General features: G+C 67.4%; 12 protein-coding genes. 7 read left to right on the top strand and 5 right to left on the bottom strand.

Annotation, left to right across the window (positions count from 1 at the left end; all coding sequences use genetic code 11):
- Nucleotides 1-182: 182 nt before the first annotated feature.
- The 6 genes from FPJ27_RS13060 to FPJ27_RS13035 all read left to right on the top strand — a co-directional run bounded on the left by FPJ27_RS13060 (nt 183) and on the right by FPJ27_RS13035 (nt 5,254).
- On the top strand, nt 183-1,667 hold the full coding sequence (locus tag FPJ27_RS13060) for an amidase (RefSeq protein ID WP_204421403.1): 1,485 nt from the start codon (nt 183-185) through the stop codon (nt 1,665-1,667).
- Nucleotides 1,668-2,102: 435 nt separating this feature from the next.
- Complete coding sequence (locus FPJ27_RS13055) at nt 2,103-2,789, top strand: hypothetical protein (RefSeq protein ID WP_072443334.1); 687 nt, start codon at nt 2,103-2,105, stop codon at nt 2,787-2,789.
- A gap of 123 nt (nt 2,790-2,912) precedes the next feature.
- Nucleotides 2,913-3,743 (top strand): arylamine N-acetyltransferase, encoded by an 831-nt coding sequence (locus FPJ27_RS13050; RefSeq protein WP_204421402.1) that lies wholly within the window; start codon nt 2,913-2,915, stop codon nt 3,741-3,743.
- Nucleotides 3,744-3,857: 114 nt separating this feature from the next.
- Nucleotides 3,858-4,034, top strand: coding sequence for a ribbon-helix-helix domain-containing protein (locus FPJ27_RS13045; protein ID WP_072443330.1), 177 nt, complete (start codon nt 3,858-3,860; stop codon nt 4,032-4,034).
- Nucleotide 4,035: 1 nt separating this feature from the next.
- The gene (locus tag FPJ27_RS13040) at nt 4,036-4,386 is read left to right on the top strand and encodes a VOC family protein (RefSeq protein ID WP_204421401.1); all 351 of its coding nucleotides are present in this window, start codon (nt 4,036-4,038) and stop codon (nt 4,384-4,386) included.
- A gap of 7 nt (nt 4,387-4,393) precedes the next feature.
- Nucleotides 4,394-5,254 (top strand): class I SAM-dependent methyltransferase, encoded by an 861-nt coding sequence (locus FPJ27_RS13035; protein ID WP_204421400.1) that lies wholly within the window; start codon nt 4,394-4,396, stop codon nt 5,252-5,254.
- A gap of 14 nt (nt 5,255-5,268) precedes the next feature.
- Here FPJ27_RS13035 and FPJ27_RS13030 read toward each other — a convergent pair whose 3' ends face one another.
- From FPJ27_RS13030 to FPJ27_RS13010, 5 genes are all read right to left on the bottom strand, one after another.
- Entirely contained in the window at nt 5,269-10,110 is a 4,842-nt protein-coding gene (locus tag FPJ27_RS13030) for an NAD-glutamate dehydrogenase (protein WP_204421399.1), read from the bottom strand.
- A 116-nt stretch (nt 10,111-10,226) separates the two neighbouring features.
- A complete protein-coding gene (locus tag FPJ27_RS13025; RefSeq protein WP_204421398.1) occupies nt 10,227-10,448 on the bottom strand; it encodes a hypothetical protein in 222 nt (73 codons plus the stop codon).
- 104 nt (nt 10,449-10,552) lie between these two features.
- Complete coding sequence (locus FPJ27_RS13020; protein WP_072443320.1) at nt 10,553-10,741, bottom strand: 4-oxalocrotonate tautomerase; 189 nt, start codon at nt 10,739-10,741, stop codon at nt 10,553-10,555.
- Between the two features lie 59 nt (nt 10,742-10,800).
- The gene (locus tag FPJ27_RS13015) at nt 10,801-11,577 is read right to left on the bottom strand and encodes a class II aldolase/adducin family protein (RefSeq protein ID WP_204421397.1); all 777 of its coding nucleotides are present in this window, start codon (nt 11,575-11,577) and stop codon (nt 10,801-10,803) included.
- The gene (locus FPJ27_RS13010) at nt 11,552-12,445 is read right to left on the bottom strand and encodes an urea transporter (RefSeq protein WP_204421396.1); all 894 of its coding nucleotides are present in this window, start codon (nt 12,443-12,445) and stop codon (nt 11,552-11,554) included. Before FPJ27_RS13010 ends, FPJ27_RS13015 begins: the two co-directional genes overlap by 26 nt.
- A gap of 284 nt (nt 12,446-12,729) precedes the next feature.
- Between FPJ27_RS13010 and FPJ27_RS13005 the strand changes: the two genes are divergently transcribed.
- Nucleotides 12,730-14,274: a Fic family protein gene (locus FPJ27_RS13005; protein WP_072443314.1), complete on the top strand. Its 1,545-nt coding sequence runs from the start codon at nt 12,730-12,732 to the stop codon at nt 14,272-14,274.
- The last annotated feature ends 27 nt before the right edge of the window (nt 14,275-14,301 follow it).

The following is a 14,301-nucleotide window of genomic DNA, read 5'->3' as shown; positions in this document are numbered from 1 at the left end:
GTACGCGTTGCCCCGATTTAGTCGGATCCGCAATAAATCGCGACGGAAAATATCGGAGGTCGCCGAATCGGCGGCGCGTAGAGTAGAGAGCATCGGCCGCGGCGCGGCCCCTCCCGGCCGGTTCGGGGGCGACCGCCGCCGCCACGCGGCCTGCCATTCCATTCCGATTTCAGGAGACCCGCATGCCGCACGGCGCCCCGCAGCTTCTCGCTCCCGCCTCCATCTCCGTCGACCCGATCGTGCGCCTGTCGGCCGGCGAGCTCGCGTCGGCGATCCGCGGCAAGGCGATTTCGTGCGTCGAGACGATGCGCGCGTATCTCGACCACGTCGAGCGCGTGAACGGCGCGGTCAATGCGATCGTCGCGCTGCGCGAGCGCGATGCGCTGCTCGCCGAAGCCGCGGAAAAGGATGCCGCGCTGGCGCGCGGCGAGTACCAAGGCTGGATGCACGGGATGCCGCAGGCGCCGAAGGATCTGGCGATGACGAAGGGGTTGCGGACCACCTACGGCTCGCCGATCTTCCGCGAGAACGTGCCGCAGGCCGATTCCGTCGGCGTCGCGCGGATGCGCGCGGCCGGCGCGATTTTCATCGGCAAGACCAATACGCCGGAGTTCGGGCTCGGTTCGCACACGTTCAACGAGGTTTATGGTGCGACGCGCAATCCGTACGACCTGACGAAGAGCGCGGGCGGCAGCAGCGGCGGCACGGCGGCGGCGCTCGCGTCGCGGATGCTGCCGGTGGCGGACGGCAGCGATTTCGGCGGCTCGCTGCGCAATCCGGCCGCGTTCTGCAACATCTACGGCTTTCGCCCGTCGCAGGGGCGCGTACCGCGCTGGCCGGCCGTCGACGTGTTCATGCAGCAGCTCGGCATCGAAGGGCCGATGGGCCGCACGGTCGGCGACGTCGCGCAGCTGTTCGCGATCCAGGCCGGCTACGACCGCAACGATCCGCTGTCGCGCGCGGAAGATCCGGCCGTGTTCGCGCAGCCGCTCGACGCGGACCTTCGCGGCAAGCGCATCGCGTGGGTCGGCGACTGGAACGGTTATCTCGCGACCGAGGCCGGCGTGCTCGCGCAGTGCGAACAGGGGCTGGCAACGCTGCGTGAGATCGGCTGCGACGTCGATGCCGCGCTGCCGGCATTCGCGCCCGACCGGATCTGGCGCCTGTGGCTCGTGCATCGGCACCTGCTGTCCGGCGGCGGGCTGCTCGCGCACTATCGCGATCCGGCGCGCCGCGCGCTGCTGAAGCCCGAGGCGATCTACGAGGTCGAAGGGCTGCTCGCGATGCAGGGCGCGGCCGTGTTCGATGCGAGCGTCGAGCGCACCGCGTGGCACCAGGCCGTGCTGAGCTTCTTCGACCGCTACGACTTCATCGCGGCGCCGACCGCGCAGGTGTTCCCGTTCGACGTCGACCAGCGCTGGCCGAAGGAAATCGCGGGCCGCGCGATGGATACCTATCACCGCTGGATGGAAACGGTCGTACCGTGGACGCTGGCCGGCTGCCCGGTGATCAACGTGCCGGTCGGTTTCAACGACGCGGGGCTGCCGATGGGGATGCAGTTGATCGGGCGCCCGCGCGCCGATCTCGCCGTGCTGCAGCTCGCGCGCGGCTACGAGCAGGCGGCCGACCGGGTCGGCCGGCGGCTGCCGGCGTGGATGGCTGCGTAAGGTTGAGGCCGGCCGGCAGCCGGTAACGGGTAGCAGGGTGACGAAACGGGTGGCGGCGAGCCGCCCGTTTTGCTTCAATCCCCGAACGCGATGTTTGTCGGCACTCAGCACTCAGCACTCAGCACTCAGCACTCAGCACTCAGCACTCAGCACTCAGCACGCCCGCGAGAACGCGTTTCCTGGCCGCGATACGTTTTGCGGTTTCGCTCGCAGAACCCGAACCCCGCCGTCATTCACGCAACCGGAGAACGAATGCCGGCACAGGCGTGATATCGCGCATCAACCGCGGACGAATCCGCTCGACCGTGTCCGTCGGTCGCGGAATTGCAAGCGGCCGCGCGACGTGATTTCGTTTCGATGTGTTTCAGTCGTTGCGGCGGCGCGCGACGCGCTTCGACAATATCGGCCTCAATCATTCCGGCACGAGGGAAACACATGAAGCACATTCGCGCGACGGGCAGGCATCTGGCCTCGGCAGGCATCGCATTCGGCATCCTGGTGAGCGGCGCCGCGCATGCGCAGCTCGATCTGCAGTCGCTCGGCGCGTCGCTGCTCGGCGGCGGCCAGCAACAGGCGGCGCCCGCGCAGGGCGGCATCGCGCAACTGCTGCAGGCGTATGTCGGTGCGAACCAGCAGGTGTTGTCCGGCCAGTCGACGCTCGCATCGGCGATGGGGCTGACCGGCGCGGCCGGGCAGGCGCAGCAGGCCGCGAGCCAGCTGGCCGGCGGCAACGCGCTGACGCCGGCCGCGCTGTCGCAGATGGGCGGCGCGCAGCAGTCGGTGTCGCAGGCGCTCGGCCAGGCTTTCGCGAGCGGCGGTGCGTCGCACGGCCCGATCGACAAGCAGGCGTTCAGCAACGGCCTCGCGTCGCTCGGCCAGGGGCTCACGCAGTATTCGCAACTGCAGTCGGGGCTCGGCAATCTCGGTTCGACCAGTGCCGCGTCGCTGCTGCAGTCGGGCCTGAATCCGCAGAACATGCAGGCCGCGTCGTATATCGCGCAAAGCGCGCCGGGCCAGTTGCAGTCGCTCGCGGCGACGCTCAGCCAGGCCGTGCAGTTCGCGACGAGCCAGGGCATTTCGGTGCCGTCGGTCGCGTCGTCCGCGCTGAAGCTGCTGCCGTAACGTTGCGCGGGGCTGCGCGCGGTGCGGTGCCGGCATCGCGCGTGATGACGGACAATCGCCCCGCACAACATGGGGATTTCGCGCGATGCTATCGTGGCGTGTCCCTTTTACCGGTGCAGGTTCATGACTGACTCGTTCGACCTCTCGCGCTATTTCTCCCGCATCGGCTACGACGGCCCGGCCGAGCCGACGCTCGACGTGCTGCGCCGGCTGCATCTGCTGCACCCGCAGGCGATTCCGTTCGAAAACCTCAATCCGCTGACCGGCGCGCGCGTCGCGCTCGACCTGCCCGCGATCGTCGACAAGGTGATCGGGCGCCGCCGCGGCGGCTACTGCTTCGAACTCAACAAGCTGTTCCATACCGCGCTCACGACGATCGGTTTTCGCGTGACGCCGCTGATCGCGCGCGTGCGCTGGATGCGGCCGCCCGAGATCGTCACAGCGCAGACGCACATGCTGCTGCGCATCGATCTCGACGATACGGTCTGGCTCGCGGACATCGGCTTCGGCAGCGCGACGCTGACCGCGCCGCTGCGCTTCGTGCCGGGCGAGCGGCAACTGACGCCGCATGGCGCGTTTCGCGTGATCGACGCGCCGGTCGACGGCGAATTCGACATGCAGTTCGAGATCCCCGACGGCTGGCAGACCACTTACCGTTTCTCGCTGAAGCCGGCCGAGTGGATCGATTACGACGCCGCGAACTGGTTTACGTCGACGTATCCCGAATCGATCTTCGTGAACGACCTGATCGCATGCCGCGTGCTGCCGGACGGCCGCGCGGCGCTGCTCAACACCGCGCTGACGCTGCGCGACGCGGCGGGGGCCGGACGCACCGTCACGTTCGACGACGCGGCCGCGTGGGGCGCGTGCCTGCGCGACACGATCGGCATCGATACGGCAGGGTTCGATCTCGACACGCTGTTTGCGCGGCTGGCGGCGCGCGCCGCGAAGTAGACGCGCGAACGCACGATATCTGAAGGCGGCCCGCACGCTGGCCGCGCCCGACCGAGACATCCCTTGCCATCGCCCGCAGTTGACTTTTGCTAGATTGCTAGCATACTAGCCTTCATGACCGACGAAGAAGTGAAGCAATTCAACGTGTACCTGCCGCTTGGCCTGATCCGGCAGGTCAAGCATCGCGCCATCGAAACGGAGCAATCGCTGTCCGCGCTGGTGGCCGACGCGTTGCGCGCATACCTGGCCGCGCCGCCGCCGGGCGCGGGGCCGTCCACCAAGGAGGATTGACATGTCATCCGAGCGAATCGAAGCCGTGTACCTGACGACGCACAACTGGGGCAAGTCGGCGAAATTCTTCCAGGCGCTGGGCTTCACGCTGGAATTCGAAACCGATCGCAACTCGGGCCGGCTACGCAGCGGCGACGGTCCTTTTCTGTTCATCGCCGAAGTGCCGCCGGGCGAGGAGCCGGACATGCAGGTCGTGCTCAAGGTGCCGGACGAGCAGGCGGTGCGGCCGCAGCCGATCGTCGATGTCGTCACGCCGTTCGAGGACACGCACTGGGGCACGCGCGACATGACCGTGCGCGACCCGGACGGCCGCGTGTGGCGGCTGCAGGCGCCGGGCAAGCAGGGCGCGTGAGGCCGCTATGACCGATACCCGCGAAGACGCCCCCGACAGCACCGCCGCGCGCGTCGCGCTGTGGCGCGCGCTGCACGTAGAACTCGACGCGCCGCCGCACGTGCTCGCCGACGAAGTCGGGCTTCGGCTGCTCGCGCCGGCGCCGGGCTGGCAGCAGCGCGGCGACATGGATCCGCAGTTCACGCGGCCGTTTCGCGCGTCGATCGTCGCGCGGGCGCGCTTCATCGAGGATCTCGTGGCCGAGCAGGCCGCGCGCGGCGTGAGCCAGTACGTGATTCTCGGCGCGGGCCTCGACAGTTTCGTGCAGCGCCGGCCCGACATGGCGTCGCGCGTGACCGTCTTCGAAGTCGACCCGCCGGCGCCGCAGGCATGGAAGCAACGCCGCCTGGTCGAACTCGGCTTCGGCGTGCCCGACTGGCTGCGCTTCGTGCCGGTCGATTTCGAGGCGAAGCAGTCGTGGCGCGATGCGCTCGTCGGCGCGGGCTTCGATGCCGGCCAGCCGGCGGTCGTGGTGTCCACCGGCGTCAGCATGTACCTGACGCGCGAAGCGAACGCGGCCGCGCTGCGCGAAGTCGCGTCGCTCGCGCCGGGCTCGACGCTCGCGATGACGTTCCTGCTGCCGCTGGAGAACGCGGATCCGGACGTGCGCCCGGGGCTCGAAATGGCCGCGAAGGGCGCGCGCGCGAGCGGCACGCCGTTCATCAGCTTCTTCATGCCGGCGCAGCTCCAGGCGCTCGCGCTGGAGGCCGGCTTCGCGGCTGCCGCGCACGTATCGGCCGCTGAACTGACGCGTCGCTATTTCGCCGATCGCGCGGATGGCCTGCGGCCGCCGAACAACGCGGAAGAGCTGCTGGTCGCGACGGTCTGACCCTGCCCGAACCGTCACGCGCGTTCGAGCACGGCCATCTCCCGCACGATCACGAGCAGTACCGCGAGGCTGGCGCCGCCCGACGCGCGCAGGTCCGCGAGCAGGTGCTCGTAGCGCGCGAGCGCGGCGTCACGGCGCTCGCGCCACGCGCCGACGATCGTCTCCGGTGTGGTCGAATCCGGCGATTCCGCGAGCGCGCTCGTTGCGAGCGTGCGCTTCAGCCGCGCGACTTCCGCGAGCGCGGCCGCGCGTGCGAGCATGTCCCAGTGCGTGGGCGTCGGCAGCGTCGCCGCGCGTTCGCCGATCCATCCGTAATTGAGCAGCGTGCCGAGCGAGAAATAGACGCCCGCGACGAGTTCGAGGCTGCGGTTGCAGGTCGCGGCCACTTCGGCGATGTCGAGCAGCGCGGCCGAGATGTCGCCGCTCGCGACGCGCACCGCGAGCGCGCTGTCGACGCCGGCTTCAACGAGCACGCGCTGCCGCTCGGACAGCGCATCGAGCGCGTCGGCCGGCAGCAGCGACGGCAGTTGCGGTGCGAGCCGCTGCGCCGCGTCGCGGCAGCGCGCGATCAGATCGCTAACGCCGCCGTCGGCCACCGCGCCGGACTGCAAATGACGCAGGAACCACAGCGCGGCGCGCTCCAGCAGCCGCGCGACGTCGACGAACATGCGCGCCTGCACGTCGTCGGCGACGCGGTTGTCGAGCGCGTCGATGTCGCGCCATACCGCATCGAGGTCGAACACGTCGCGCGCCATGATGCACGCGCGCACGATATCGCCGGGCTTCGCATCGGTTTCCTCCATCAGCCGATGCACGAACGCGCAGCCGACGCGATTGACGAGCGCATTGGTCAGGTGTGTCGCGAGAATCTCGCGGCGCAGCGGATGGCGGCGCATCGGCTCGCTGAAGCGCTGCTGCAGCGGCTTGGGGAAGTAGTCGACGAGCATCGCTGCGACCAGCGGATCCTCGGGCACGTCGGATTCGAGCAGCGCGTCGTAGAGCCACATCTTGCTGTACGCGAGCAGCACCGCGCGCTCCGGCGACGTGAGGCCGAGCTTCGCGGCTTGCCGTTCGGCGACTTCGTCGTCGGTCGGCAGGAATTCGATCACGCGGTTCAGGCGGCCCGCGCGTTCGAGCCAGCGCATCAGGCGCGCCTCGGCGTCGAGCTGCTCGACGCCGTAGCGGCCCGCGATCGACAGCGCCTGCGTCTGGTAGTAGTTGTCGCGCAGCACGAGCAGCCCGACTTCGTCGGTCATCTCCGCGAGCAGCGCGTTGCGCTGCTTCCCGGTCATCTCGCCGTCGGAGACGACGAGCCCGAGCAGGATCTTGATGTTGACTTCGTGATCCGAACAATCGACGCCGGCCGAGTTGTCGATCGCATCGGTGTTGATGCGGCCGCCGCGCTGCGCGAACTCGATGCGGCCGAACTGCGTGCAGCCGAGGTTGCCGCCTTCGCCGACCACCTTGCAGCGCAGGTCCGCGCCGTTCACGCGCACCGCGTCGTTCGCGCGGTCGCCGACCTGCAGGTGGGTTTCGCGCGCGGCCTTCACGTAGGTGCCGATGCCGCCGTTGTACAGCAGGTCGACCGGCGCCTGCAGGATCGCGCGGATCAGCTCGGTCGGCGGCAGCGCGTGCGCGTCGATGCCGAGCGCGGCCTGCACGGCCGGCGACAGCGGGATCGTCTTCGCGGTGCGCGGGTAGACGCCGCCGCCCGTCGAAATCGCGGCCGGGTCGTAGTCGGCCCAGCTCGACCGTTCGAGCGCGAACATCCGCTGGCGCTCCGCGAAGCTGACCGCCGGATCGGGGTTCGGGTCGAGGAACACGTGCCGGTGATCGAACGCGGCGACGAGCCGGATATGCGGCGACAGCAGCATTCCGTTGCCGAACACGTCGCCCGACATGTCGCCGACGCCGACTACCGTGAAGTCGGTCGTCTGCGTATCGATGCCCATCTCGCGGAAGTGCCGCTTCACCGATTCCCACGCGCCGCGCGCGGTGATCGCCATCTTCTTGTGGTCGTAGCCGACCGAGCCGCCGGACGCGAACGCGTCGTCGAGCCAGAAGCCGTATTCGTGCGAGATCGCGTTCGCGTAGTCGGAGAAGGTGGCCGTGCCCTTGTCGGCGGCGACGACCAGATACGGATCGTCCGGGTCGTGGCGCACGACGTCGGGCGGCGGCACGATCGCGTTGCCGACCAGGTTGTCGGTCAGGTCGAGCAGGCCGCGCAGGAACGTCTGGTAGCACGCGATGCCTTCGCGCATCCACGCTTCGCGATCGCCCGGCGGCGGCGGGTTCTTCACGACGAAGCCGCCTTTCGAGCCGACCGGCACGATCACGACGTTCTTCACCATCTGCGCCTTCATCAGCCCGAGCACCTCGGTGCGGAAATCCTCGCGGCGATCCGACCAGCGCAGCCCGCCCCGCGCGACGCGGCCGCCGCGCAGGTGCACGCCTTCGACGCGCGGCGAATACACCCAGATCTCGAACATCGGCTTCGGTTCGGGCAGGCCCGGCACTTTCGCCGGATTGAACTTGAACGACAGGTAGGGTTTCGATTCGCCGTTCGCGTCGAGCAGGAAGTAGTTGGTGCGCTCGGTCGCGTTGATCACGCCGAGGAACTGGCGCAGGATGCGGTCCTCGTCGAGGTTAGGCACCTGGTCGAGCGCAGCTTCGATCGCCTTCAGCAGCCGTTCGGCCTGCACGTCGCGCGTGTCGCCGGTGCGCGGGTCGAAGCGCAGCAGGAACAGCTCGACGAACTGGCGCGCGATCGCCGGATTGCCGGTCAGCGCGCGTTCGATATACGCGTCGCTGAACGTCGAGCCGACCTGCCGCAGGTATTTCGCATACGCGCGCAGGATCGTCACTTCGCGCGCGCTCAGGTGCGCGCGCAGTACGAGGCGGTTGAAATCGTCGTTCTCGATCCGGCCGCTCCAGATCCGGTCGAACGCATCCTCGAACAGGCCTTTCACGCGCTCGATGTCGAACTCGGTATCGTCGGCGAGTTCGAGCCCGAAGTCGTGCACCCATGCGTGCGCGGCGTCCTGCGTCTGGATCCGGTACGGCCGCTCCTCGTCGACGCGCACGCCGAGATGCTCGAGCATCGGCAGGCTGCGCGACAGCGCGATCGGGTCGCCCGTGCGATAGACCTTGAAGCGGAACGCGCGCGCCTCGGCCTCGATCGGCCGGTACAGGTTCATCGCGAGCTGGCCCGAATCCTTCACGCGCTCGATCAGCTCGATGTCGCGCACGGCCGTGCGTGCCGGATAGTCGTCGCGATAGCCGGCCGGGAACGAATCGGCATAGCGTTGCAGCAGGCGGTTGCCTTGCTCTTCGCCGAATGCGTCGAGCAGCGCGTCGGCGAGATCGTCCTGCCAGCGGCGCGCCACCTGTACGAGCCGCGTCTCGAGCTCGCGCGTGTCGACGTCGGGCATCGTGCCCGGCTCCGCATGCACGACGAAATGAATGCGCGCGATCGCCGATTCCGACAGCAGCGGCGTGAATTCGACGTTCACGCCGTTGTACGCGTCGACGAGCAGCTTCGCGATGCGCCGGCGCAGGTCGGTGTTGTACTTGTCGCGCGGCACGAACACGAGGCACGACACGAAGCGGTCGAACCGGTCGCGGCGCACGAACAGGCGCGTGCGCTGGTGTTCCTGCAGCCGCAGGATGCCGAGCGCGATGTCGTAGAGCTGGTCCTCGTCGGCCTGGAACAGCTCGTCGCGCGGATAGGTTTCGAGCACCGTCACGAGCGTCTTGCCGAGATGCCCCTTCGGCAGGAAGCCCGCGCGCCGCACGATGTTCGCGCACTTGCGGCGCACGATCGGAATTTCGGCATACGAACCGAAATACGCTGTCGACGTGTAGAGCCCGATGAAGCGACGCTCGCCGGTGATTTTGCCGTCGGCGCCGACGAGCTTCACGCCCACGTAGTCGAGATAGCCGGGCCGGTGCACGGTTGCGCGCGAATTCGCCTTGGTCAGGAAGATCGGCCAGGAGCCGGTGATGATGTCGGCGGCCGCCTTCGGCAGCGGCGTCACGTCCGACGCGCCCGACGCGCGCAGCGATTCGCGCAGGATACCGAGGCCCGTGCCCTCGATGCCGCGCAGGCCGAAGCCGGTGCCGTCCGACACCAGCGCGTAGTCGCGCTGGCCGAGGAACGTGAAGTGATCGGCGGCCATCCATTCGAGGAACGCGCGCGCCTCGATGTCTTCCGCGGTCGATTCGCGCGCCTTCATGTCCTTGATCGTCGCGCGCACGATGTCGACGATCTTCGGCCAGTCCTCGACCGATGCGCGCACGTCGCCGAGCACGCGCGCGATGTCCTCGCGCAGCGTGTCGAGCAGCGCGGCGTCGCCGCAGCGATCGACTTCGAAATGGATGAACGACGCGAGTTGAGACTGGCCGTCGCCGGACGTCGCGCCGCCTGCGTCGACGCGCTCGATGCCGCCGTTGGCGCCGCGCCAGATGCGGAACACGGGGTGCAGCGCCGAATGCTGCGCGAGCCCGAGGCGGTTGACGGCCATCGTCACCGAGTCGACGAGGAACGGCATGTCGTCGTTGACGATCTCGATGACCGTGTGGTCGGAATGCCAGCCGTGCTGTTCGAGGATCGGGTTGTATACGCGCAGCCGTTCGCTGCCGGGCACGTATTTCTGGGCGGTCTGCCAGTGCGCCATCGCGGCGCCGTACAGGTCGGCGATGCTGCGGTTCTGGAGATCGTCGGCGTCGACGAAATCGTAGTAATGACGCAGGAAAGGTTCGACGATCCGGAACGTGGCTTCGGGCAGGCGCTCGCGCGCGAATTCGACGACGTCGGAGAGCAGGTGTGCGACGACTTCCTCGTTCTTCGCTTCCATGGCGGTCTCCCGGGTGGCCATTGGCTGCTGCGTCTGTCCGGCATTATGCGCCGATTGCGTGACAAAGCCATGTGCGGGCGCACAACGGCGGAGCCGGGAGACGGCGCGAACGCGCGCTAGTCGAGCCGCTCGGGCTTCAGATCGGGGTGCCGTGCATAGAGTGGATTCATGAAGTCGACCAGCATCGTGGTGAGCAAGGATGAGACGAATTCGCGATAGGTCGCGAACTCGTGTTCGGGGCAGGTTTCCTTGACTTGCTGAAGCGATCGATCCAGTTCCGTACCCATGGACAGGACCATCTCGTTCAACGCCGAGGCGATTCGTGTGTTCTCGATCATGCGATCTCCTTCGAGCGCTGCGACGTCGCGGCGCGGCCGTTCAGGCTCCGGCTTGGTTCGAGCTCATTTTGCCCGGCGGGTTCCGTAGGGACTGCGTACGCCTGTCAGCCCTCGTCGCTCCACAGCTTCCCGGCCGTCGCCCAGTTTTCCTTCTTCACGTCGGTCAGGATGATGTCGACCGAGCCCGGCGCGCAGCCGAGCGTCTCGCACGTGACGCGCGTGATCGCTTCGACGAATTCGCGCTTCTGGTCGACGGTGCGGCCTTCGAACAGCTGGATATTGAAAGTCGGCATGACAGGTGCTCCGGTTGGGTTTGAACGATTCGGCCGCGGTTGCGGCGATGGTTGCGGCGTCAGTCGCGATACGACGGATCGATCCGGTCGAGCCGGCGCAGCAGCGCCGGCCATTCCAGTTCGCCTTCGATCGCGCCGCCGCCGCGCAGTTGTTCGGCGGTGCGGTCGGCGACGGCCGGGGCGGGCAGCACGAGCGGCCCGCCGCCCGCCTGCGCGCGCACCTGGATGTCGCACGCCTTGATCAGCGTATCCATCAGCACATAGGCTTCGGCAACGGTGCGGCCGACCGTCAGCGTGCCGTGATTGCGCAGCAGCATCGCGGATTTCGCGCCGAGGCTCGCGGTCAGCCGCGCGCCTTCGGCCGGCGAGAACGCGAGCGCCTCGTAGTCGTGGTACGCGAGGTCGCCATGAAAGCGCAGCGCGTGCTGCGATGCGGGCAACAGCCCGTCGCGCTGGATCGACACGGCAATGCCGGCCGTATTGTGCAGATGCATCACGCACACGGCGTCGGCGCGCGCGGCATGCACGGCCGCGTGCAGCGCGAAGCCCGTCACGTTGACCGCGTGTTCGCTGTCGCCGATCCGGTTGCCGGCCAGGTCGATCTTCACGAGGTTCGATGCGCGGACCTCGTCGAACGCGAGGCCGAACGGGTTGATCAGGAAATGGCCGGGCTCGCCGGGCACGGTCGCGGAAAGATGCGTGTAGATCAGGTCGTCCCAGCCGTTCAGCGCGACGAGCCGGTACGCGGCGGCGAGATCGACGCGCAGCCGGCGTTCTGCGTCCGAGATCGGGCCGCCGGGTTTCACGGCATCAGGACGGTGTGCGAATGACGACATCGGGTTCTCCGAGGGTGAAGCGGCGCGCGACAGCCACCGTGACCCACGACGCGAGCACGAATGGGGCCGTGAACGCGGGGATGCCCGGGCATGTCGCGAGCCACTGGATCAGTGCGGCGAGCGCGGCGGCCGCGAATGCGGCGCGCGGGCCGCGCGGCGCCAACGCGAGCGCGGCGAGCGCGCCGTTGAAGCCGAGCAGGCCGTCGGCGAACGACGTGCCGTTCGCGCCGAGCGCGAGCAGCAGCACGGTTGACACGATGGCGCCGCCCAGCGCGAACGCGGTCGCGCGACGCGACGCGGCGGCGATGCCGGCGACGATCAGCGCGCCGGCCCACGTGCCTTGTGCGAAGGTGGTCTGCGCGACGCCCGAGAGCAGCGCGTCGGCGATGGAAGAAGGTGTCAGTGTCGCGTCAGCCGTTGCGCCGCTCGCATGCGGCAGCGCAACAAACGGCAGCCACAGCGCGGTAACAGCGAGGCACGGGCTCGAATATGGACACTGGCGCCAGCGGGCGAGCGGCGCGCGCATCGCGCGTTGCACGAGCGCCGCGCCGATGGCGACCAGCGGCACCAGCGCGAGCGCGGCGAGCGGATGGCGCGCGAGCAGCACGGCGATCAGCGCGGCGAGCGCGCCATTGAAGCCGTGCAGCCCCAGTTCGACAGCGCGGCGCTCGGCGCCGGACAGCACGGCGGTCATGCTCGCGGCGGCCGAGCCGACCAGCGCCGCGCACGCGAGCCGCACGTCGGTCAACGCCAGCGCGGCGAGCAGCAGCGCGCCGGTGAACGCATTCGCCTGCAGCACGATCTGCCCGATGCCGCGCAGCAGGATGCGCAGGTCGATCGACGGCGAGGCGGAGCGGGCGGTAGGCATGATGGCGGCGGGACAGGACGAGCCGCGAGCATAGGACACAATGTCATGCACCGGAATAGGGAATCCTGGATAGTCAGGATTTGTGGGCGGCGCCCCGAATTGGGGCGGAAAGCGTTGTCCAGGATGCGTTTGTCAGGCGCATTAGCGTTTTTTTGGAGCTTCTCTATTTTGGTAGCAAATTTTGGTCGTCGTTAGATTTTCCGTCTCCATGCTAACGCGTTAGCGTTTTCGGGTAGGATCCGGAAATTGGTAGTATTTTCGCGGCCTCGGTAGGAGATTTTTCCATGCAAGTCGGCTTCAAGGCTCTGGCTGCTCGCTACGGTATTACGCCCGCACAACCTCTGCGTGTCGATTCGGTCATCGGCACCGGACGTGCGAGCCGGGAAACTGATGAGCAGGTAGAAAACCGGTATCCGCCCAGCTATCGACCCACCGACGACTTCGCCGGCCATTTTGAATTCGGACTCAAGTACGAAGAGCTTCACTTGGAGTTTTTCGCACGCCTGTTTGCAGCCGTGGGACCGGAGCCGATCGAAATGTGGTGCCGAAATGCTCCCTTTGGCCAATACGCCCGACGCGCGGGTTTCCTGTACGAGTGGCTGACAGGCAGGCGCCTGAATGTGCCTGACGTGACCAACGGCGGCTATGTCAACGCCGTTTCTCCGACTGAATACCTTACTCGCACAGAGTCGCTTCGCGTTCGCCGTTGGCGCGTGCACGACAACTTGCCGGGAACGCCCGCGTTCTGCCCGCTGGTTCGGCGAACCGCGGCGGTGCAGGCAGCGCTGCAGTTCGACTTGGGCACCGCATTGAGAGAGTTGGATCGCGTTTTCGGGGCCGACATCCTGATGCGGACAGCCAGCTGGTTGACGTTCAAGGAGTCGCGAGCGAGCTTTCTCATCGAGAAAGAGGCTGATCAGACCGACCGCATCCAGCGGTTTGCACACGTCATCGCGCAATACTGCGGCCGTATCGACGCTCCACTAAGCGACCGTAGCCTGCATACTCTGCAAGCCGGCATTCTGGGCCACGATGCGTTCGGTTTGGGGTTGCGGCGTTCGCCGGTCTTTGTCGGGCAGGCGACGATGCGCGAGAATATCGTGCATTACATTGCTCCTGCGTTCGAGGACGTGGCGGCGATGCTGGAGGGCCTCGGTGAATTCGAGGCCGCGACTCGAGGCGCAGAGCCGCTGGCACGTGCCGCTGCGTTGGCATTCGGCTTCGTATATATCCACCCTATGCGAGACGGCAACGGCCGGATTCATCGCTTTCTGATCAACGATTCTCTGGTGCGGGACAAGGCGGTGCCGGATGGCGTGATATTGCCGATCTCGGCAACCATCACGAGTTCGACGGAGTTCCGTGCCGGTTACGATCGCACGCTCGAGGTGTTTTCTCGCTGCTTCATGCGCCGCTATGCAACGTCCTATCGGTTCGGAGAACTGGTGACCTATGAGGACGGGACGCTGAGCAACTTCGTATTCGACAACTACGAAGATGCGCGCTTCGCTTGGCGTTATCCGGATCTGACGGCTCACGTTCTGTATACCGCGCGAGTTGTCGAGCACACGATTCGCACGGAGATGGCCGATGAAGCCAGGACGCTGCTGATCTTTCAGCTTGCCCAGGAGCGGCTCAAGGAGGTCGTGGAGATGCCGGGCCCGGATGCTGACCGTATCATTCGCTCCATCAAGGAAAATGGCTGGCAAATCTCCGGCAAGCTGAAGCAGCAGTATCCGCAGCTGGAGAATGAGCGCAGGGCGTCGCGAGTCGTGGAAGCTATCCGGTCCTCGTTTGAAGGCAGGGACATGAACTTCGACAACGAATGACGCTCGTTGGATTTGTCGACAGTGAAA

The sequence above is a fragment of the Burkholderia sp. MS455 genome (assembly GCF_016899445.1).
Lineage (GTDB): Bacteria > Pseudomonadota > Gammaproteobacteria > Burkholderiales > Burkholderiaceae > Burkholderia > Burkholderia pyrrocinia_C.
Note: the sequence above shows the minus strand (reverse complement) of the source record. Positions and strands in the feature narration are given on the sequence as shown.